Origin of the sequence: Enterococcus pallens ATCC BAA-351, assembly GCF_000407485.1 — a bacterium.
Lineage (GTDB): Bacteria > Bacillota > Bacilli > Lactobacillales > Enterococcaceae > Enterococcus_A > Enterococcus_A pallens.
This window is the reverse complement of the sequence record NZ_ASWD01000002.1, coordinates 694,385-714,740: the sequence shown is the minus strand read 5'-3', so window position 1 is coordinate 714,740 and position 20,356 is coordinate 694,385. Positions and strand designations below refer to the sequence as shown.

The following is a 20,356-nucleotide window of genomic DNA, read 5'->3' as shown; positions in this document are numbered from 1 at the left end:
AGGAGTGCAATAAACATGAAAAATAGCTGTCAGATTAGTTCCTATCTAACGTCCTTGGATGGCTTCGGCAAGATCGGGCAGATTCACAGTGTGTTTCAGCACTCCTTTAATTTAGTGTTTGGCCAGCAGCTGCTGCATGTAACTGATGCGAAGGATTTTCTGTCCAGCTTTGGTATTCAGATTCCAGCGGAAAGCTTCCAGGCAGTAAAACCCTTTTGCCAGCAGGGCAATGTGGTGAAACTAACGGATCACTCCATGACCTTTTACAGCCGCAAGGGCACCAAAAGAATCAGCTTTGAGGTAGTTCAGCCAGTTTCTTTACGCTTGACGACGGTTTCCTTTGACTCCACGGTGCTTATGACCATGATTGCTAAACTAGAAAGCCTTCAGCTGCGACCTCAGCTGGGCTTGACCGTGGGGGTAAAGGAATCCGCCTTCTTTGAATTCTTGCTGCAGCCGAACTTGGACCGTGAAAATTGGGAAGCATTGACTACATATTTTGTAGGGCGAGGGCAGGGATTAACCCCCAGCGGCGATGATTTGCTGATGGGTTATTTGTTTGTCCTGCTCAGTTATCAATTGCCGGCAGCCCAACAGCTGAAGACCGCTTTGGCTTCAAAAACGGATCGAACGACGATTGTCAGCCAAAATTATTTGGAAGCGATGCTGGCCGGCTTTGCCAGTTCACCTTTTGTAGAGCTGCAGCAGCGAATGCAGCAGCCGGCAGCCGAGGCAGAATTAGCACAAGCCGTGCAACGAATTTTATCTATCGGAGAAACCTCAGGAAAAGACACAGCCTATGGGATTTTACTGGGCTTAAATGCAGTAAAAAACAGGTGAGGAAGCTAAGCTTCTTCACCTGTTTGATTGTAATAGTCCATAAATAGTTGATGTAATTCAGGATTTTGCCGTTTCAAATGAACCAGTCGATTGGATTCACTGGACATGAAGCAATGCTCGCTAGTTCCAACCGTCGTGGTTACGCCAGTTGCCACGTTAATGATTTGATACTTGAAATCCAAACGAGTCCCAGTATAGTTGCTGATAGTCGGCTTGACCAATACTTCATCACCAAAGCGTACCATATCTTTGTAAGTGCTGCTGACGCTTAAAACCGGCACGATAATCCCGTATTTTTCGATTCGCTCAAAGGGATAGCCGACAAATTCCAGCATGTCCACTCGAGCTTCTTCAAACCAGCGAATATAATTGGAATGATGAATAATGCCCATTTTGTCTGTTTCATAATAAAAAGGTTTGCGTTTGTAGCCAGGATAAAGTTTCATTTTTTTGTCCTTTCTTGTTGTGCGTATTTTTTCATATAGCGGGAGATTTCTTGGCTGATTGTGGTAGGAAGAACCACATAATGCTCCTCAGCCAGATCATCGCCGATTTTACTGTGAAGATAGACCGCCGCTGCAATTGTTTCACTGCTGCCGCCAAACTGAGCAATAAAGCCGGCAATCATGCCTGCCAAAGTATCCCCTGTGCCGCCAGTTGCCATCGCAGCGTTGCCGGCAGTATTGTGCCAAATCTGATGGCCATCGTAAATTTCAGTGCGATGGCTTTTTAGTACGATCATGGCCTGCAGCTCTTTTTGTTTTTCCTGATTGTTTTCAGTTGTCTGCTGATCAATTTCCAGTCCGCTTAGTCGCTGCCATTCTTTTTGATGCGGGGTAAAGACAACCTTTTCCGGGTATTTCAAAGGCAGCCGATGACTAGCAAACAGGGTAATTGCCGACCCGTCAATAATCAGCCATTGGTGCTCCAGCTGAACCTGCAAGATTTTTTTTAAAATAGATAGAACGGTAACACTGAGCCCCAAGCCTGGACCGATCAAAATGACGTCCATACTCTTCAGCAGATCCACCAGCAGCTCTGTGTCAGAATAATCGATAACCATCGCTTCTGGCAGTCGGGCATGCAGGGGTGCATGATTTTTTTCAGAGGTAACGACGGTTGTCAAGCCAGCACCGGCATTCACACAGGCTTCGGCACTCATAATAATGGCACCGCCATATTGGTTGTTTCCGCCGATTAAAGCGGCACGTCCAAAGGTCCCTTTATGGGAATTCTCAGGACGCCGAGTAATGACCTTAGTTAAAATATCTTCGGTCAGTTGGTTCACGAGGTTCACCTTCTTTATGCTTTTCTTCTTATTATAGAACAACCAGGGTCATCTGTCTTAAATAGTCGGTTTATTTTGTTTTCATTTTACAATTCAGAGTGCTATCATAAAAGTGGTAAAAACAAGGAGGATGAATGCAATGACCATCGATTGGAAAAAAGAAGTCGAAGCACGGAAAGACGACTTGTTAAACGATTTGAACGACTTGTTGCGAATCAACAGCGAACGTGACGACAGTCAGGCAACAAAGGAAGCCCCATTTGGACCAGGACCAAAAGAAGCCTTGGAAAAAATGTTGGCTATCGCTGAACGTGACGGCTTTGCTACTAAAAACGTAGACAACTATGCCGGCCACATTGATTTTGGCGAAGGGGATGAAACCCTAGGAATCTTCGGCCACTTAGACGTGGTACCTGCTGGTGATGGCTGGGATACAGATCCTTATGAACCAGTAGTAAAAGACGGGAAATTATACGCCCGCGGCTCAAGCGACGACAAAGGCCCAACCGTTGCGGCTTACTATGCAATGAAAATGATTAAAGAATTAGACCTGCCTGTTTCTAAAAAAATCCGTTTTGTCATCGGAACCGATGAAGAAAGCGGCTGGGCAGATATGGATTATTATTTTGAACACGAAGAAAAACCAGACTTTGGCTTCTCGCCAGATGCGGAATTCCCAATGATCAATGGTGAAAAAGGGAATGTTACCTTTGTTCCTCAATTCAGCGGCACAAACGGCGTGGACTATGTACTAAGCAGCTTTAATGCTGGCTTGCGTGCCAACATGGTACCAGGCAATGCGAAGGCAGTTGTCCAAACGCCAGATGAAGCGGCTGCTAAAGCATTAGCCAATGACTTTGCAGATTATGTTGAAAATAATCCTATTAGTGGTACTGCTGAAGTAAACGGCAACGAAGTCTCCATTGATCTTGTCGGTAAAGCTGCCCACGGTGCCAGCCCACAATCAGGAACCAATGCGGGAACTTTCCTGGCAGTCTTCTTGAACAACTACGATTTCGACGGAGCGGCTAAAGCCTTTATTGATTATTCAGCCAACTACATCCATGAAGATGTTTATGGTAAAAAACTAGGCGTGGCTTACCAAGATGAAGTCATGGGCGAATTAACCATGAATGCGGGTGTATTCAAATTTGAAAACGGCCAAGACGAAGGCAACCAAATTGTCTTGAACTTCCGTTATCCAAAAGGCATTACAGCAGAAGAAATTGAAAAAACATTAACTGACTTATTTGCGGACAATGCGAAGGTCGTCTTAGATGGACACCACATGCTGCCTCACTATGTACCAGTGGATGATGAATTAGTCGCTACCTTGATGGATGTTTTTGAAGAACATACCGGACTAAAAGGCGAAGAAAAAATCATCGGCGGTGGCACCTTTGGCCGTCTGTTGGAACGCGGCGTAGCATACGGGGCACAATTCCCAGGCTATACTGATACCATGCACCAAGCCAATGAATTTATGCCAGTAGCCGATATTTTACGGGCAACTGCCATTTATGCAGACGCAATCTACCGCTTGGCAAAATAGTAAACAAAAAAAGTCACGAAAATCGACAAAGATTTTCGTGACTTTTTTACATAGCTAAACGATCAATGGTTAAAACTGCTCCGGTTTTGGCATCAGCCATAAATTCGTAGGCCACCAATTTCCCATCCTCTAGACGGGTAATGCCGCCTTCAACAGCATTCATGCGAATAGCAAATTTTCGTAAAGGTTTTGTTTCAAAGGAAATCCATGAGCCTTCAATGGGTCCTTCTTCTAAAAACGCTTTTTTAATGCGATTTAAAATCTCATCCGGGGAGACATTTTGTTTTTTCTGAATCCAGTAACTACCGGCAATTCCACCTACGAGTCCAAGAGTTGAACCAAGGAGTAAGCCGCGGGAAAAATCTGTGTGCTTGCCCATATGCATAAACCTCCTGACGTCTATTTCCCATCAATTTTAACATAGATTCGCTTAAAAGGTTTGCTTAATTGCCAAAAATACTTTCTTTCGCAAAACAAAAAGAAACGTGTATAATTAAAGTAACAAAAGAAAAGGTCGTGACGCAAATGATTATTCCAAAGAACATTGAGGAACTAGCCAGCTATGCAGAAAAGGGAAAAAATGTTTTCTTTTTTACTGCCGACTGGTGTGGTGACTGCAGCTTCATCAAACCGCAAATGCCGGAGATTGAAGCCGCCTTTCCTCAGTTTCAATTTATTCAAGTGGACCGGGATGAATACTTGGATGTAGCCGCTGAGTGGAATATATTTGGCATTCCTAGTTTCGTTGTCACCAATGATGGGGAAGAATTAGGGCGTCTGGTAAATAAAAATCGTAAAACCAAAGAGGAGATCGTAGGCTTTTTAGAAAAAGTGGAAGGATAAGTGAGAAAAATGATGATACAAAATTATCAACGCATCTTAGTAGGGACAGATGGCAGCGAACAAGCACTCGAGGCATTTAAAAAGGCTCTTTCTGTTGCTAAGCGTAACCAAGGAAAGGTTTATGTGGCTCATGTTTTAGACAATCAAGCTTATAACATTATGGGCTATTCGTCTTTAAACGAAAACATCATTGAGCAGCAAACCAATGATGCCAAAAAGCTGATTACCGACTATCGGAAGCTGGCAAAGGATTTCGGCTATGATGAGGTGGAAGGCATTTTAGCTTACGGCTCAGCAAAAGAAGCGATGGCCCACAAGCTGCCGGAAAAATATGGCATTGATCTGATTATGGTGGGACAATCTGGTTTAAATGCGGTTGAACGGTTTATGACGGGCAGTGTAGCCAGTCACGTGATTAAGGAAGCACCTTGCGATGTACTGATCGTTCATCCAAGTAAAGAAGCTGGTGAATAGCCAGCTTTTCTTTTGGGCGCAGCGGGCTAAAATGAAAAAAATCTCATGCACTTTTTTGCTTTTTTTGATAAGATACCAGAGAATTAAAGGGAGGTCACAGCATGATTTTTGCTTATAATAAAGAAACAATCGGCGATACACTACTGGTGATCGTTGCCAATGATGAAAACAAAGAAAATCAAACGGAGCGTAAAGCAAATGTTGCACGTATCCAAACCGACGAGGGTAAAACAGTTGCCTGGAACTTCTTCAACGTTTCCGACTATTTAACGATTGAAGGCAATGGACAGGTCAACGTAAGCGATGAAGACATTGATGTATTGAATAAACAAATGGAAATGGCCGGCTTTGAAGAGCGCTTAGCTCCAGATCATGAGCCTAAAATTGTGGTGGGCTATGTGAAGACCTGTGTCGATCATCCCGACTCAGACCATTTGCATATCACCGAAACTGAAGTAGACAACGGCCAAGTGCTGCAAATTGTTTGCGGCGCCAGCAATATCGCAGCAGGACAAAAGGTAGTGGTAGCTAAACCTGGTGCGATGATGCCTGACGGTTTAATGATCTGGCCTGGTAAGCTGCGAGGTGTTGAAAGCTACGGCATGATTTGTTCAGCGAAGGAATTACATTTGCCTAACGCTCCAGAGAAAAAGGGCATTTTGGTTCTTGATGAAGCTGCTGTGGTGGGAGAAGCTTTTCAAGTAGGAAAATAAGCAATAGCCAAACGGGAAAATATCCTTCGTTTGGCTATTTTTTTGCTGAAATTCATAAAAAATCGGGTTATTTTGAAAAAAATCATACAAATTATTTGTTAAATCGGTCGGAAGTCTTTTGACAGAAATTCAGATAATGGCTATCCTTGATTAGAATAAAGAAAAATTTCTGAAAAAATGAAATTTTGTATCAAGGAGGTTGAAATGACCACGCAAAAAATTTTACGCGGACTAGGGAGTTTTCTAGTACCGTTTGTTATCATGCTGGCGATCTGGCACTCACTGGCAATTGCCCCGTTTGGCGATAATAACTTATTGGTAAGTGATATCGGAACCCAATACCTGGAGTTTATGAGTTTGTTTAAGCGTTTCTTCGATGAAGGAGTCAGTCTGTATTCCTTTTCAAATGGAATTGGCGGATCAATCGAGGCATTGAGCGGCTATTACTTAATCAGTCCTTATAATTTGATTTGTCTGCTCTTTCAAGACGAAAATCTGCCGATTGCTCTCATCTGGATTATCACGGCCAAAATCGCTACGATGGGCAGCACCATGTACTACTATCTAACTCGACACTTTAATCAACCCAGCTTTGCGACGATTATTTTTTCCACCTCCTACAGCTTGTGCGGGTTTGTAGTGGCCTACAGCTTAAACTTTATGTGGCTGGATGCTCTGATTTTACTGCCGCTGGTAACCTTTGGACTGGAAAAGCTGTGGCGCAAGGAAACGGGATCGCTGTATGGGATTTCGCTGTTTGCGACGATTATGACCAATTATTATTTAGGTTATATGGTTTGTATTTATGCCGTGATTTACAGTGTGTATCTTTACTGGCTGGCTCATCCGGAAAAAGGTGCCTGGAGACCCAAAGTTCTGTGGCAGGAATGGCGGAAATTTATTGTCGTTTCCTTTTTAGCCGGAATTGCTACCAGCTTTATTTTGCTGCCATCGTTGGTGGGCATGCTGCGGACTGCCAAAACTAATTTTGATCCGCTAAGCTTTGCGCCAACGCCTCGCTTTGCGTTGTCCGCTTTCGGTGAATTAGGAATTGGCACGTATGAATTCGAGGATCGTCTGCAGCATTTGCCAACGATGTATTCAGGCATTTTGATGGTTCTGTTGTTTATCAGCTACTTTTTCTGTCAAAAAATTAGTAAGCGGGAAAGAAAAGGCACCTTCTTTTTGATGCTGGCCTTATTTCTATCCTTTATTGTTCAGCTGATAAATACGGTCTGGCACATGTTCCAAAGTCCAGCCGGTTTTCCTTACCGCAATGTATTTATTTTCAGCCTGCTGATGATTCGCTTTGGCTATGCCGCCTGGCTGAAATTAGACAAAGAGCAGCTGACTCAGACGCTGGTCAAATCGGCGGGCGTTTTTAGCATTTTGCTTTTACTGGCGCCACTTAGTGCGAATATTGAAGGAACAGCTAACGAACGCTGGTTCATCAAAAATGAATTGGTCAGCAATACCGCTTATCTCGGCTATAGCTTAGCCCTGATTTGGCTGTATGCATTGCTGATTATTATTCTGAAGCGCAAAAATTATCAATGGCTAATCGGTGTTATCGCCTGCTTAACCTTTTTCGAATTGGGCTTTAACTATCAGCATGCGCTAAACGCGATTCCTTTTGGCAGCCAATCAAAGTTCGCCAAATTTTATGAGAACCAAAGTGAGCTGATTGATGAGCTGAATGCTTCGCCGACCCTATGGCGCATCAATGAGAAGACCGATCAAAACAATGATGGCTTTTCAATTGCTTACAACAGCTACAACGACTCGTTCTTGTACAATTTTGCTGATATTTCCAGCTACACCTCTACCTTGGAAAAGGATGTGCTGGACACTCTCGTCAATCTGGGCATTTATTCGCGCAATGTACGGCGCTTTACGTATGTGGATGAAAATCCGGTACTGAATTTATTGCTGAATGTTCGCTACTCGATAAAACCGCAGGAACTAGAGGATCGAGCCGCCTTTAAAAAATCGCACAATTTACATGTTTACGAAAATTCGGAGGCCTTGGGAATGGGCTTGCTGCTGGAAGACAGCCAAGTAAAATTGCAGCCGAATAAAGTAATTGATAACCAGGAAAGTATTTTACAGTCCCTTAAGAAACAAGAAAAGCACTATTTCCAGCCGGCTAAAATGACGATGGGCGAGAAGCCCAATACCTTTACCCTGGAAACAACTGAGAGCGGCAAGCTGTTCATGTATTTGCCTAAAGTCTATTGGAAAAATGTTGATGAATTATTAATCAATGGCAAAAAACACCAAACTGCTATTGGCATTCAAACCAATCAATTGTTCAACTTAGGTTACTTTAAAGCTGGTGAACAGGTTACCGTTGAGCTGAAGGGCAAGAAAGACTTTAACTTTAAACAGGCAGAAATTGCTACATTGGATGAAGCCAACTTCAATCAGCTGCTGGCTGACAAGCATCAATTTGCCTTTGATTTGAAAGGACAGCGAGATGACCAGCTGCGAGGTACGTTAAACGTTGAAGAAGACAATCAAACAGTGTATTTGTCGATACCTTATGACGATGCCTGGAAGGTGTATATTGATAATCAAAAAGTAAAAACTAAAAAGGTTTTCGGCAGCTTTTTATCAGTGACTGTCCCTAAAAAGGGAGAACATCAGATTCGACTTGTGTACCGTCCAACAGCACCGGTTGTCGGAGGTATCGTGTCCATAGTTGTAATGACAGGTGTCATTGGCTATTACGTTGTCTACAAACCGCTGGCAAGACGCAAAGAAGCAGAGAAATCCACCAAGTAATTGGGGATTTCTCTGCTTTTTTTGCGCAAGAAAAAGGACGATCTCGCGACCGCCCTTTTAGCTATTCACCTTGTTGGTTGTTTGATTGCTTTTGCAATGCACTAGAATCTAATGACAATTCAACCTTGGCTGTATGCTCTTTGTCTTCACGGTAGTAGGTAATTTCAACGGTGTCCCCAACTTTATGTTTGTATAAAGCGGATTGCAGTTCAACTCCAGTGGAAACATTCTCGCCATCAATTTTAGTAATTACATCATATTGCTTCAAGCCAGCTTTTTCAGCTGGAGTTGCTCCTTGAACAGAGGCAATAACCACACCTTGGGTTACCGAGCTAGGTACTTTAACGATTTGTTCCTGTTGTTGACTCGTTAAATCAGAAAGATTGTGCATGGTAATTCCTAGAGCAGGACGAGTTACTTTTCCATCCGTTTCCAGTTGATTGATGACATTGACTACATCATTACTTGGAATGGCAAAACCAATTCCTTCAACACTTACGTTAGATTCAGTTTGAACAATTTTACTAGAGTTAATACCGATTACTTGTCCGGCAATGTTTACTAACGGACCACCAGAGTTACCAGGGTTAATCGCAGCATCTGTTTGGATGGCATTGATATTCACCGATTGGCCTTCACTTGTTTGGCTGACTACTTGCCGCCCTAATGAAGAAATAATACCAGCAGTTACTGAGTTGGCATATTGAGAACCTAGTGGAGAACCTAAAGCAATTGCTGGTTCACCCGCCTTCAAGCTGTCAGAATCACCAAAGGTAGCTGGTGTAATATCTGCAACCTTGTCTGATTCGATTTTCAAAACAGCCAAGTCAGTGTAAGTATCCGTTCCGATTAGCTCAGCTTTTACTTTAGAGCCATCTTTTAGCAAAACTTCCAGCCCATTTTGTCCTTCCACTACGTGATTGTTAGTTACGACATAAGCTGTATTGCCTTCACGTTTATAAATGACACCAGAACCTTCAGAAGCCTCTACCAGGTTGTCATCACTTTCATTTTGGCTATCCTGAGACTCTTCACCGCTATTTCCATTATTTCCGCCGCCAAAAATATCTGACCAGCCGCCTAAGCCATTTTGCTGCTGTTGTTGTCTTTGCAGGTTAACTACAGATACTACTGCACCTTGCACCTTTTCAACTGCCTCAGTAATATCAGAATTTGCGTCAACCTTCATATTGCTGACTTGAGTACTGCCAGCACTTGGTGACCCGCTGGCATTGTCGCTAGAGCCAGCACTAGTTGCAGCATAATAAATACCAAATATTAAACCTGCCCCAACCAAACCGCCTAATAGGCCAATCCCAAACCGCTTAAAGAAGCCGTTTGAATTTTTTGGAGTAGGGGTCATATCATTTTTATCCATCATTATTATTCCTCCACCTTTACTTGAATATACGTTATATTAAGTATAGTATTTTTAACTAAGATTAGTCTACTATGCTGTTTTGACTTTTTTATGAAGAAGTTGGGTAATTATTTTTTATAACATGAAAAAAATTAGACTACTTTTCCACATTCCTCGTGGAAAAGTCAGGGAAAACTCTGTTTAAAAGAGGAATATAGTTATCCACAGTTTTGTGGATAATGGGGGTAACTCTGGGGAAAACATATGTTTGTAAGCAAAATTCGTATCAAAACAGGCTTTTTACCCCATGTTTTTGTGGATAAACCTGTGATTAGTGTGGATAAAAAAGTGGAAAAGAGGAAAACAAAATGAATATCAAAATCATAACTGTGGGAAAGCTGAAAGAAAAATATTTAATTCAAGGAATTGCCGAATACACCAAACGCCTGTCAAAATACGCAAAAATAACTATTCTAGAGGTTCCAGATGAAAAAGCCCCCGAAAAACTAAGCGAAGCCGAGATGGAGCAGGTCAAACAAAAAGAAGGCGAACGCATTCTAGCCAAGATCAAAGAAGGCGAATACGTCTATGCCCTAGCTATCGAAGGCAAAAATCCCACCAGCGAAGAATTCGCTGCCCAGCTGGACCGCCTGCAGGTTTCTGGCAACAGTCAATTCGTCTTTGTTATCGGTGGATCATTAGGTCTAAGTCCAGAAGTCATGAAGCGCAGCAATGCTCAAATATCCTTTGGGAAGATGACCTATCCTCATCAGCTGATGCGGTTGATTTTGGTGGAGCAAATTTATCGATCGTTTAGGATAAATACGAATGCTCCATATCATAAGTGATGCGATTAGTGGGATATTTGTGAGAGATAAGAATGATTCAAATTATAAGTAAACATCAATGAAAGATAGGTTGTTTTGATTATTAAAAATAAATTGGTAATCCATTTACGTAATATAATAATAGCGTTGTGTACAATATATTAAATAGATGCTTATAAAAACATTGTGATGAACTATATATAATATATTAAGAAATAATTTAAAAGGAGGTAGCCTGGATTATTGGGCTAGAAATTATATGAGTAATATAAGAATCCAATTATTATCCATTCTGAATCGTGAACCAGCAGACTCTGTGAATTTTGTTATTACTAAATACATACTTGAAAACATCAAGTATCAAAAGAAAATATCTATGTCAGATATGGCGAACGCTTGTAATGTATCCAAAGCATCTATTAGTCGTTATTCTAAACGGCTTGGTTATGAGGATTATTTTGATTTTCAGCTAGCTTTAGCAACTTACCGAGTTTCTAAAAATGATTATTTTTATTTAAACGCTATTGAAAGTGACGATTTATTTAACAATTACTTTAGTAAGGTAAAAAATCAAGTCGATTATTTAAGTGATAATTTAGATTTAGGAGAAATCGAGCATTTGGTTGAGTTGATTAAAAGTCATGACAATATTTTTTTAATGGGACAAGTTTCTTCTGGATTTGCTGCAGTTTCTTTACAGGATAACTTAACTAAATTAGGAAAAGTTGTCCGGACCAGTCATGATTTTGTTGAACAGAAAGAACTGATTGAAACGTTGGAAGATGATGCTTTAGTCATTGTTTTTTCAGCTGGCGGTAAGTTTTTTGAAAGAGTAGAACCAAATCCAATTACTATGCAACGTTTAAAAAAGCCGACTATTTACTTTATTACTATTGATGAGACAAAAGACTATTCGTATGTTAATCAAACTATTGTATTGGGTCAAGAAACAGATTATTCATCATGGATGTTGTTGAATGTTTATTCAGATTTACTTTACCTAAATTATAAAAGAAAGTTTGATGACGAAAGTGTTTCATAATATGAAACAGAGAATCATAACGTGAAAAAAACGCTTTCTAAAGCGTTTTTTTTGCTACTATCAACTTATAAATAGTAGGAGGTAATATTATTATGAATAAGCCATTTAATATGCTATGGGGAAGTGCTAGTGCAGATTTTCAGTATGAAGGAGGATTTTCTGAGGGGGGAAGAGGTCTGTTAACTCATGATTTTGTAACAGATGGTTCTCATGAAGTACCAAGAAAAATTACTTATGAGTTACCAGATGGAATAAAAGGCTCATCGCCAATTCGTGGTTCAATTCCAGAAGGAGCAATTGGTTGTATTGACCCTAATGAGTATTATCCAAGTCACAAGGCAGTAGATTTTTATCATCGGTATAAAGAAGATATCGCATTATTAGCAGATATGGGGTTAAGTTTAATGCGTTTTGGTATTTGTTGGACACGAGTTTTTCCAACAGGGGAAGAAGAATTACCAAATGAAGAAGGATTAAAATTTTATGACAATGTTATTGATGAGTGTCTAAAATATAATATTGAACCGATGATTACAATTTGTCATGATGAATTACCTGCTGTATTAGCGAATAAATATGGTGGCTGGTCGAATCGTATTTTAATTGATCGCTATGTTAAATTATGTGAAGTTTTATTTAATCGTTTTGGAGATAAAGTAAAATATTGGATTACCTTTAATGAATTAAATGTGTTACAAGGATATTCTCACCTTGGAACAACTAGAGCAGATGCCCAAACAACCTTCCAATGTATTCATCATTTATTTGTAGCCAGTGCTAAAGCCAAAATACTTGCTAAAGAACTTATGCCAGGTGCTATGTTAGGTGCGATGTTTGCTTCTTCACCAACTTATCCAGCAACATGTCATCCTGATGACCAACAAGCCTGGATGGATCAAAGAAGAAGAGTCTTCTATTTTTCAGATGTGATGTTAAGAGGTTACTATCCATCTTATAGTCAAAAAATATGGGATGAATTAGGTATTTCTATTACGATGGCTGATGAAGATGACGATATTTTAAGAGAAGGAACATTAGATTTTTATTCATTTAGTTGTTATCGTTCAACAACTGTTTCAAGAGAAGATACTTTAGGAATTATCGCTTTACCTTTTGGATCAAACCCATATTTAAAAGCTACACCTTGGGGTTGGCCGATTGATCCAACAAGTATTAGATATGTTTTAAATGAAGTTTATGATAGATACCAAAAACCTCTATTTATTGTTGAAAATGGTTTAGGTGAAATTGACCAACCTGATGAAAATTTATTTGTACAAGATGATTATCGTATAGACTATTTAAATGATCATTTTGCTGAAATCAAAAAAGCAGTAGAGATTGATCAAGTTCCAGTTCTTGGTTACACCATGTGGGGTGGTATTGATTTAGTTTCTCTAAGTACCGGCGAAATGAAAAAACGTTATGGTTGGGTATATGTAGACATGGATGATAAGGGAAATGGGACAAAAGATAGATATCCGAAAGCTTCTTATTATTGGATGAAAGAATTTATTGAAACAAATGGAAAAAACTTAAAAGGAAACTAATTTTAAGGATGACATGGGGAGAAAAAAATGGATAAGAAAAATCAAGCTAAAAAGATCTTAGAGCTTATTGGTGGTAAATCTAATGTTGTAAGCATGATGCATTGTATGACTCGCCTAAGAGTTAATCTAAAAGATAATAATCTTGTCAAAGTTGATGAATTAGAAAAAGTTGATGAAGTTTTAAAAGTTCAATTTAAAAATAATCAGTTGCAAATTGTTATCGGTCCACAAGTTGCACAGGTTTATAGTGAAATTAATTTACTAGGGAATTTTAATTCTGAAAATGCAAATCAAAATGAATCAGAAGAGAAGAAGGGAATTCTTTCAAACTTCTTGAATATTTTATCTAGTGTATTTGTACCAGTTATTCCAGCGATTGCTAGTGCGGGAATGCTTAAAGCTATCTTAGCGTTAGTTAAAGCTTTTAATTTAGTACCAGTTGAAAGTGATGTTTTTGTTCTATTTAATATGATTGCGGATGTTTCTTTTTACTTTTTACCAATTTTATTAGCATCCTCCGCTGCTAAGGTATTTAATACAAATAGAACAATAGCGATTGTTTTAGGGGCTGCTTTAATTCACCCAACTTTCACTGCTTTTGTAATTGGTGGCGAAGTAAGCAAACTATCATTCTTTGGTTTACCAATTCCAATTATTAATTACGCGAACTCAGTTATTCCAATTATTTTATCAGTCTGGATTTTAAGTTATGTTTATAAGTTTGTAGATAAACATATGCCAAATGCTTTAAAAGTTATTTTCACACCAACTATTGTACTGTTAATCATGATCCCATTAATGTTTATTATTTTAGGACCTTTAGGAAATTATGTTGGAGTAGCTATTTCAACCTTCGTTGGTTCATTATTTTCATTTAACAAATTAATTGCTGGTTTCATTTTATCATTTTTAAGACCACTACTAGTTATTACAGGTATGCATCAAGCTTTTACACCTGTGATTTTCCAGAATCTATCGGATCGTGGAAGTGACTTTTTATTGCCAACAATGATGATGTCTACAATGGCTCAGTTTGGAGCAACGGCAGCGATGATTTTTAAAACAAGAAATAAAACAGAAAAAGCAGTAGCCACTTCAGCCAGTATTTCAGCAGTTCTTGGAATTACTGAGCCAGCTTTATATACGGTGCTAATTCATAATAAACGGGCTTTATTTTCTGCTTGTTTAGGTGGAGCGATTGGTGGAGCTTATATTTCTTTTATGGGAATTGAATTGCCAGCGTTTGCTTCATCAAGTATTGTTAGTTTACCAATCTATTTACAAGTTAATGTACCCGTTGTTTTAAGTGCTTTTTTAATTAGTACGGTAGCAGGTTTTGTGATTACCTTCTTAATTGTGAAAACACCGAAAAAAGAAATTGATGTTGAAATTTCGCAAACTAGTGATGATAGTGTAGGCTTGTTCAACTCTCCTCTATCAGGTGAAATAGTGGAACTATCTAAAGTAAATGATCAAGCCTTTTCAACTGGAACAATGGGATCAGGTTTTGCGATTAAACCAACAGATGGAATAGTAGTTGCACCATTTAGTGGTGTCGTTACTACGGTTTTTCCAACAAATCACGCAATTGGTTTAACTTCTGATGAGGGAATCGAATTGTTGATTCATGTGGGAATTGATACGGTGGAACTAGATGGTAAACATTTTACACCTCTTGTTAAAACAGGAGATAAAATAAGTATTGGACAAGAATTATTAAGCTTTGATTTAGAAAATATTGGGAAAGAGTATGATACAGTCGTTCCAATAATTTTTTTGAATCGAGAGCTTGACAAAAAAAATATTGGGAAAATATCTAACAAAGTTGAAAAAAATAGTTATTTGTTTAGTTTGTAAAGACAGTTTGGAAGAGGGCTTATAACTAGAAATATTGATAACGTTTTCTTTTTATTGATGTAAGTTCAAATCAACAGGTATGTCACTGGTAATGCAGACAAGACCAAATAAGTAGAGAAGACTATGTTCTTTTCTACCTATTTGGTCCTGCCTATTTTTTAGTTGACCACTAAAAAAGGGTATTTGTTAAATGATATTGTTTTTAAATTAAGTTAAAAAATGGAGAACATTTCGATGTTCTCTCAGATTGCAGAGGTAGAGGTTTGATCCTTTATATTTAGCAACTTTCTTACGAATTCACTTGTCTGTTCGTCTTTCTTTCTATTGCTCTTAGTCGTAGGCATTTGGTTTTTCCTTCTATATTTTGTTCAGCGACTTAATTATAGAGGAAGCAAATGCCTTTTGTCATAAAAAATTTGGTGTTCCTACTCATTTAAGTAATAACACCAAATATTATGGAATCATATTTACAGGGTTCATTTTATTGATCTGTAGAATTATTTTTAGCTTGCTAAAACGATTCGATTCACTGAATCAGTGATGCAGGTTTGAAGTGAGATGCGTTCTCCCCCGGCATCAATTACTCTAGCCCAAATATCGTCGTTTGGGTCATGGACATTAATTCCATCATCATAGACATCAAGTACTTCATAAACTGTGTAGGTTCGAGTGTTACCTTGCCCATCAACTACGGTAATTGGTGTGCCAACTGTGATGTTCATTACTGGTGCAAAGTCACCAGGATTATGCCCAATGAAATGGGTAGGTGCGCCATCATTGACCATTCCTGTCCCTGTCCATGTACCGGCACCGCTGCTAGGAGCTTGACTAGCGCCATTACAATTGATGAAGGGAATGGTACTACCTAAAAAGCTGATAGTAGAATTTTGTTGGGTCATGACTGATTCAGCTTCAGGAACGGGTGCTGTATTCTCTTCGACCAATGCAGGTTGATTTTCTGTAAGAGTATTATCCGCAACTGGTTCTACAGCTTCAGGAACATCGGGATTATTTTCAGCAACTGGAGTATCTGCTTCGACGGATTTTGGTTGATCAGAAACAGCAGGCTCAACAGTTGAAGGGTCTTCTTTGTCTGGAACAATTGTGACTGTTCGTTTTTTAGAAGTTTTATTGCTGCTGCTGTCTGCTACAGAGTAAATCAATTCATATTTTCCAACCGTGTCCTTCTTTAAGTCACTGTTTAGCTTTATTTTTTCTGTTAGATTTCCATCTACGTTATCAAAAGATTGTACATTTTCCATTGGATCAAAATTTTTTGCTTCGCTTAATGTCAACGTGCAGTCTGCGATATGCTCGATTTTAGGGGGCATCGTGTCTTTTGCACTTGCATTAGAATGATCATCTTGCTTTGCAAATCCTAGAAAAGTCAGTGGTAACAACAAACCAATAGAAAAAATCATTGCTTTTTTTAATGCAGTCATTGTAAACACTCCCTTTAATAAAATAGATTTATTTCTTTTTTCGAGAGTAGTATACAATTTCTTTTCCAGGATATTTTCTATCTTATTTCATGGATTTTCACAAAAGATGAAAAAATAAAGAAAACAGCTGTAGCCCTAGTGCCAGAATGGCTTTTCTAAGGTACAGCTGTCTTCTTTTGAGGTATTATTCAGTTTTCCAGTTATAAACATAGGATAAAATATTTTTGGTATCCTCTAAAATCGAGTTTCGTGAGATTGGAAAGAAGGTGAGTGAATCGGGAATCGTGAAATCGTATTTTAGCGATCGCTCGCATATAACGATACTTGGCCAGTCTTTGACATAAATTGGTAATTCATCTAAGGAATAATACATAGTGCTATCAATAACATTATAGTCCAAGTTCAACCAACGTTTTAAGTTCTCCCGGTAAATAGTATGGGATAGCTCATCTTCTGCAATAAAGAAGAAAACAAATTTTGGGGTTCTTTTTTGCATCAAACTCACGGTTACTTGAGAGCAGAACTTTTCAAGTGTGGTCTGATTGAATGTGACTTCTGTTTCTAAATGGAAGTGTTTCTGCCAAGATTCTAAGACTTGCTTGATTCTTTCTGCTAACTGTAATTGCTGGTCACTTAGATAAAAATGCTTTTCAACAGAAAAAGCTTGGGTTTCCTGCCATAAAGAATAAACAAAATTCATAAAGGGTTTTTCAAATAGAACATGATTGAACAAATCAGCAGAAAATTCATCTTCAAAATTTTTAAGCAATTGTCGAACCATAAAATTTTTCTCGATCATCAATTCTCTTTCCCTCTGATAGTTCATTTCCACAATTAAATAATTTCTCGTGTTTAAAGGGATCGATTTATAAATCGAAGCCAGATATTGAATTTCAGTTTCCGGTAATTTGTCTTTCGTCAAAATCAAGTCATTAACGTCCATCAGTTGTTGAAAAGTCGGTGTATTTTTCAAATAGGTAATGGCTTCTTTTTCGTACATTAAAGAAAAATCTTTAAAGCGACTGAGCGACAAATAGGTATTCAGCAGCAAAAATTGATATTCTCTTTTGTTTTTTTCGTAACCATTGGCAAACTTGAATAAGACTTGATTTACAAAAACAGTAGCGGTTTTATACTTATCTGAAACAATCAGCTTATCCAATACATCGCATCGCATCCAAACAGAAATAAGGACTAAACGATAGCGAATTTCATTATTAATGAAGGCACCATTTTCGTCCATGATCTCTGCTGCCTTGAAATAGTTTTCTACCTGCTTTTTTATTGTGAAAGCTTTGGCGACTGAAATAAATTCTGCTTCTACCAGAGTCAGATAATCGGATTCACCAAGCAAATAATAGGCACATGTTTTTAAAAAATACGAATCTTGGTAGATCAATTTAATTAATTCATAACGCGTAAAGGAGCTATTGAAAATAATGGAAATCGTTGTACTGGTGATTTCAGAAAACTCGATTTGCTCCTCTAACATTAAGACGACTTTATCAAAGTCTCGTTTCACTGTATTCGTTGTCACTTGTAGCCGCTTGGCAACCTCACGCAAGGTCAGCTTTTCTAACTCATAAAGGTATTCGATCAATTTGACTTGTCGAATAACATCTTTTTCAATAAATGCTTCAATCACCGTACTACCTCCACTCCTCATCACTACATTTATTATAGTCTGACCACCTGCAAAAATCACGAACATTCCGGATTTTTGTCACTAGCTTTAGCAATAAGAAATCTGATGCTATCGAGAAAAGTCATGGCTATCATTAGTTTATGATAGGGAGAGGGGATACTGAGTAATGCGGTTTTTGAAAGTATTATTTGCGATATGTGGGTTCGTAATATAAGTAAGTATTTTTTTGCGGACATTTGAACATTAGATGCTAGTGTCAGTGTAGATATAAAAGCTACAAGTGTTTTGAGTCGCTCGATTAAGGTATAATAAAATAGTGTAAGCACGGGTGGGGAGGAAAAGACATGGATGTTTCTCAAGACTATTTAGACGATGCGCTTGTCCGAATGGCGTATCATTCCAGTGGAATAGAAGGTAACACCATCAGCTTGCCGCAGACGGTCTCTATCCTTTTAGAAGGAACGCTTCCCAGCAGCGGTAAAAGCATTCGTGAATTTTATGAAATTGAAAATCATAAGCAAGCCTTTGCTTATTTGATTGGATTGTTAGCTGAAAATCAGTCATTAGATATAGCAGAAATCAAGCAATTTCATTTTCTGCTAACAGATCGTCTGCAGCATGATAAGGGTCAGTTTAAAACGCAGCAAAATGCGATCCGTGGAGCGGAATTCAAAACGGCTGTGCCGGAGGAAATGCCATTACTAATGAGTCAATGGGCTGACAATACAAACAACCGTCTAGATTTATTAACTGATGAACAAGAAATTTTGGAAGTATTAGCAGATACTCATATTCAGTTTGAACGAATCCATCCTTTTTCTGATGGAAATGGACGAACCGGACGCCTACTATTGATGTACCTGAGTATGAAATATTTAGGAGTGCCGATTGTTATCAGAAAAGAATGGCGAGGTCAATATATGGAATATCTAGGAGAACAGGATAGTGAGTCCTTGGCAAAATTATTTAAGGAATCAATGGTATTTGAACGTGAACGAATGACTGAATTCCCATAGTTAAGCTTAGTAATAGCAATGACTTTTTGCTTTGAATGAATAAAGGCGTTTAGAAATTACACCTTATGTACAGGAATGTTTCCTGCATATGTGTAATCCTAAATGTCTTTTTTACGTATTTGCATCACTAAAGCAATTAATTGTAAGGTATACTACAACTGATAGGATGTTTGAAATCAATTTTCGAGAATTTCAAATAGAAAAACGAAAACAAGGAGACACTAAATGAACAACAATGATAGATTGCTGCGTTTAAGATACGCCATTGATATTAAGGATAATGATCTCATCAAGGCTTTTGAGCTAGGTGGAATCACGATTACTAAGGATGACATGCATAAGATGCTGACTAAAGTGAAGCCTGCTTCACGTGAGGAAGACAATGTGTATTTGAAGCCGATCGACAATCAAGAATTAGATGCCTTTTTGAATGGTTTCATCATTCTTAAACGCGGTCCGCAAAAAGATAAACCTGCGGAAGAAGTACAGCCGCAAAGCAAGGAGATCAAATATATTAATAATGTTCTTCTGAAAAAGCTGAAAATTGCGCTATTCTTGACTAGCGATGACATGCTGGCGATTCTTGCTGAGGCCAAAGTTTATCCTTCAAAAGGTGAGCTTGGGGCTATCTTGCGAAAAGAAGGACATCGCAACTTCAAACCTTGTGGAGATAAGTATGCGCGTAATTTCTTAAAAGGATTGGGTTTGGTTTATCGGAGTGAGGAAAATCGAGAGAAGTGATTAATGCTTGATTTATAATGTAAAAATCGCTTGATATCTATAATCTCGAGCCGGATTCAAAATATGAAAGTAGCCCGTATTTAGAAACAGTAAGGGAGTCGCTTTATCGTGGAAAAAATTTATGCTGATGCCCACAAATATTCAATTTACAACAAGGAGTTGTTAAAGAATTCAGGCTTGTGTGGTTGCTTCTATTGTGGTGCAATCTTTAATTACGAGAGAATTCAAAGCTGGATTGATGGGGAACCGGATCAAACGGCGTTATGTCCAAGCTGTGGTATAGATTCAGTCATTCCACAAGGCAGTCAATATACATTGTCTGATGAATTTCTACGTAAGATGAATGAAGTTTGGTTTTTAAATTAACAGTTGGAAATGACAG

19 protein-coding genes are annotated in these 20,356 nt (G+C 38.7%); 13 read left to right on the top strand and 6 right to left on the bottom strand.

All coding sequences use genetic code 11. The features are described from left to right. Window positions 1–15: 15 nt before the first annotated feature. Complete coding sequence (locus tag I588_RS09920) at window positions 16–840, top strand: oxamate carbamoyltransferase subunit AllH family protein (protein WP_010755163.1); 825 nt, start codon at window positions 16–18, stop codon at window positions 838–840. Between the two features lie 5 nt (window positions 841–845). Here the strand turns inward: I588_RS09920 and I588_RS09915 are convergent, their stop codons facing one another. Together I588_RS09915 and I588_RS09910 are read right to left on the bottom strand one after the other, a co-directional pair. Further along, window positions 846–1,286, bottom strand: a complete 441-nt coding sequence (locus tag I588_RS09915; RefSeq protein WP_010755164.1) for an acyl-CoA thioesterase — start codon at window positions 1,284–1,286, stop codon at window positions 846–848. After that, window positions 1,283–2,128 carry an NAD(P)H-hydrate dehydratase gene (locus tag I588_RS09910; protein ID WP_010755165.1) on the bottom strand — a complete coding sequence of 282 codons (846 nt, stop codon included), beginning with the start codon at window positions 2,126–2,128 and terminating at the stop codon, window positions 1,283–1,285. The genes I588_RS09915 and I588_RS09910 overlap by 4 nt, the downstream gene beginning before the upstream one ends. A 139-nt stretch (window positions 2,129–2,267) precedes the next feature. Here I588_RS09910 and pepV point away from each other — a divergent pair, with 139 nt between their 5' ends. Next, window positions 2,268–3,680, top strand: coding sequence for a dipeptidase PepV (gene pepV, locus I588_RS09905; protein ID WP_010755166.1), 1,413 nt, complete (start codon window positions 2,268–2,270; stop codon window positions 3,678–3,680). Between the two features lie 46 nt (window positions 3,681–3,726). On the opposite strand, the gene I588_RS09900 is transcribed toward pepV, so the two are convergent. After that, window positions 3,727–4,059 (bottom strand): hypothetical protein, encoded by a 333-nt coding sequence (locus I588_RS09900; RefSeq protein WP_010755167.1) that lies wholly within the window; start codon window positions 4,057–4,059, stop codon window positions 3,727–3,729. 137 nt (window positions 4,060–4,196) lie between these two features. Between I588_RS09900 and I588_RS09895 the strand changes: the two genes are divergently transcribed. The 4 genes from I588_RS09895 (at window position 4,197) to I588_RS09880 (ending at window position 8,494) form a co-directional block, all read left to right on the top strand. After that, window positions 4,197–4,523 (top strand): thioredoxin family protein, encoded by a 327-nt coding sequence (locus I588_RS09895; protein WP_281169966.1) that lies wholly within the window; start codon window positions 4,197–4,199, stop codon window positions 4,521–4,523. A gap of 12 nt (window positions 4,524–4,535) precedes the next feature. Further along, complete coding sequence (locus tag I588_RS09890; protein ID WP_034692474.1) at window positions 4,536–4,997, top strand: universal stress protein; 462 nt, start codon at window positions 4,536–4,538, stop codon at window positions 4,995–4,997. A 101-nt stretch (window positions 4,998–5,098) separates the two neighbouring features. After that, window positions 5,099–5,710: a YtpR family tRNA-binding protein gene (gene ytpR / locus I588_RS09885; RefSeq protein ID WP_010755170.1), complete on the top strand. Its 612-nt coding sequence runs from the start codon at window positions 5,099–5,101 to the stop codon at window positions 5,708–5,710. Between the two features lie 204 nt (window positions 5,711–5,914). After that, entirely contained in the window at window positions 5,915–8,494 is a 2,580-nt protein-coding gene (locus I588_RS09880; RefSeq protein WP_010755171.1) for a YfhO family protein, read from the top strand. A gap of 61 nt (window positions 8,495–8,555) precedes the next feature. Here I588_RS09880 and I588_RS09875 read toward each other — a convergent pair whose 3' ends face one another. Further along, entirely contained in the window at window positions 8,556–9,872 is a 1,317-nt protein-coding gene (locus I588_RS09875; RefSeq protein ID WP_034692475.1) for a S1C family serine protease, read from the bottom strand. 350 nt (window positions 9,873–10,222) lie between these two features. On the opposite strand from I588_RS09875, the gene rlmH reads away from it, so the two are divergent. From rlmH to I588_RS09855, 4 genes are all read left to right on the top strand, one after another. After that, window positions 10,223–10,702, top strand: coding sequence for a 23S rRNA (pseudouridine(1915)-N(3))-methyltransferase RlmH (rlmH, locus tag I588_RS09870; protein WP_010755173.1), 480 nt, complete (start codon window positions 10,223–10,225; stop codon window positions 10,700–10,702). A 238-nt stretch (window positions 10,703–10,940) separates the two neighbouring features. Then, window positions 10,941–11,723: a MurR/RpiR family transcriptional regulator gene (locus I588_RS09865; protein WP_010755174.1), complete on the top strand. Its 783-nt coding sequence runs from the start codon at window positions 10,941–10,943 to the stop codon at window positions 11,721–11,723. A gap of 92 nt (window positions 11,724–11,815) precedes the next feature. Beyond that, on the top strand, window positions 11,816–13,273 hold the full coding sequence (locus tag I588_RS09860) for a glycoside hydrolase family 1 protein (protein WP_010755175.1): 1,458 nt from the start codon (window positions 11,816–11,818) through the stop codon (window positions 13,271–13,273). Between the two features lie 27 nt (window positions 13,274–13,300). Continuing rightward, a complete protein-coding gene (locus tag I588_RS09855; RefSeq protein WP_010755176.1) occupies window positions 13,301–15,130 on the top strand; it encodes a beta-glucoside-specific PTS transporter subunit IIABC in 1,830 nt (609 codons plus the stop codon). 503 nt (window positions 15,131–15,633) lie between these two features. On the opposite strand, the gene I588_RS09850 is transcribed toward I588_RS09855, so the two are convergent. Both I588_RS09850 and I588_RS09845 read right to left on the bottom strand, forming a co-directional pair. Next, window positions 15,634–16,572 (bottom strand): immunoglobulin-like domain-containing protein, encoded by a 939-nt coding sequence (locus I588_RS09850; protein ID WP_010755178.1) that lies wholly within the window; start codon window positions 16,570–16,572, stop codon window positions 15,634–15,636. 184 nt (window positions 16,573–16,756) lie between these two features. Beyond that, window positions 16,757–18,217 carry a helix-turn-helix domain-containing protein gene (locus I588_RS09845; protein ID WP_010755179.1) on the bottom strand — a complete coding sequence of 487 codons (1,461 nt, stop codon included), beginning with the start codon at window positions 18,215–18,217 and terminating at the stop codon, window positions 16,757–16,759. A gap of 344 nt (window positions 18,218–18,561) precedes the next feature. Between I588_RS09845 and I588_RS09840 the strand changes: the two genes are divergently transcribed. The 3 genes from I588_RS09840 (at window position 18,562) to I588_RS09830 (ending at window position 20,340) form a co-directional block, all read left to right on the top strand. Beyond that, window positions 18,562–19,233, top strand: coding sequence for a Fic family protein (locus tag I588_RS09840; RefSeq protein ID WP_010755180.1), 672 nt, complete (start codon window positions 18,562–18,564; stop codon window positions 19,231–19,233). 225 nt (window positions 19,234–19,458) lie between these two features. Continuing rightward, the gene (locus I588_RS09835; protein ID WP_010755181.1) at window positions 19,459–19,974 is read left to right on the top strand and encodes a YehS family protein; all 516 of its coding nucleotides are present in this window, start codon (window positions 19,459–19,461) and stop codon (window positions 19,972–19,974) included. A 108-nt stretch (window positions 19,975–20,082) separates the two neighbouring features. After that, window positions 20,083–20,340, top strand: a complete 258-nt coding sequence (locus tag I588_RS09830; RefSeq protein WP_010755182.1) for a hypothetical protein — start codon at window positions 20,083–20,085, stop codon at window positions 20,338–20,340. Window positions 20,341–20,356 lie beyond the last annotated feature (16 nt).

What these genes read in the sequence shown, in the direction of transcription:
- I588_RS09920 (WP_010755163.1), top strand. Translation starts at nt 16, where the DNA reads ATGAAAAATAGCTGTCAGATTAGTTCCTATCTAACGTCCTTGGATGGC.
- I588_RS09915 (WP_010755164.1), bottom strand. Translation starts at nt 1,286, where the DNA reads ATGAAACTTTATCCTGGCTACAAACGCAAACCTTTTTATTATGAAACA.
- pepV (WP_010755166.1), top strand. Translation starts at nt 2,268, where the DNA reads ATGACCATCGATTGGAAAAAAGAAGTCGAAGCACGGAAAGACGACTTG.
- I588_RS09900 (WP_010755167.1), bottom strand. Translation starts at nt 4,059, where the DNA reads ATGGGCAAGCACACAGATTTTTCCCGCGGCTTACTCCTTGGTTCAACT.
- I588_RS09890 (WP_034692474.1), top strand. Translation starts at nt 4,536, where the DNA reads ATGATACAAAATTATCAACGCATCTTAGTAGGGACAGATGGCAGCGAA.
- ytpR (WP_010755170.1), top strand. Translation starts at nt 5,099, where the DNA reads ATGATTTTTGCTTATAATAAAGAAACAATCGGCGATACACTACTGGTG.
- I588_RS09880 (WP_010755171.1), top strand. Translation starts at nt 5,915, where the DNA reads ATGACCACGCAAAAAATTTTACGCGGACTAGGGAGTTTTCTAGTACCG.
- I588_RS09875 (WP_034692475.1), bottom strand. Translation starts at nt 9,872, where the DNA reads ATGGATAAAAATGATATGACCCCTACTCCAAAAAATTCAAACGGCTTC.
- rlmH (WP_010755173.1), top strand. Translation starts at nt 10,223, where the DNA reads ATGAATATCAAAATCATAACTGTGGGAAAGCTGAAAGAAAAATATTTA.
- I588_RS09865 (WP_010755174.1), top strand. Translation starts at nt 10,941, where the DNA reads ATGAGTAATATAAGAATCCAATTATTATCCATTCTGAATCGTGAACCA.
- I588_RS09860 (WP_010755175.1), top strand. Translation starts at nt 11,816, where the DNA reads ATGAATAAGCCATTTAATATGCTATGGGGAAGTGCTAGTGCAGATTTT.
- I588_RS09855 (WP_010755176.1), top strand. Translation starts at nt 13,301, where the DNA reads ATGGATAAGAAAAATCAAGCTAAAAAGATCTTAGAGCTTATTGGTGGT.
- I588_RS09850 (WP_010755178.1), bottom strand. Translation starts at nt 16,572, where the DNA reads ATGACTGCATTAAAAAAAGCAATGATTTTTTCTATTGGTTTGTTGTTA.
- I588_RS09840 (WP_010755180.1), top strand. Translation starts at nt 18,562, where the DNA reads ATGGATGTTTCTCAAGACTATTTAGACGATGCGCTTGTCCGAATGGCG.
- I588_RS09835 (WP_010755181.1), top strand. Translation starts at nt 19,459, where the DNA reads ATGAACAACAATGATAGATTGCTGCGTTTAAGATACGCCATTGATATT.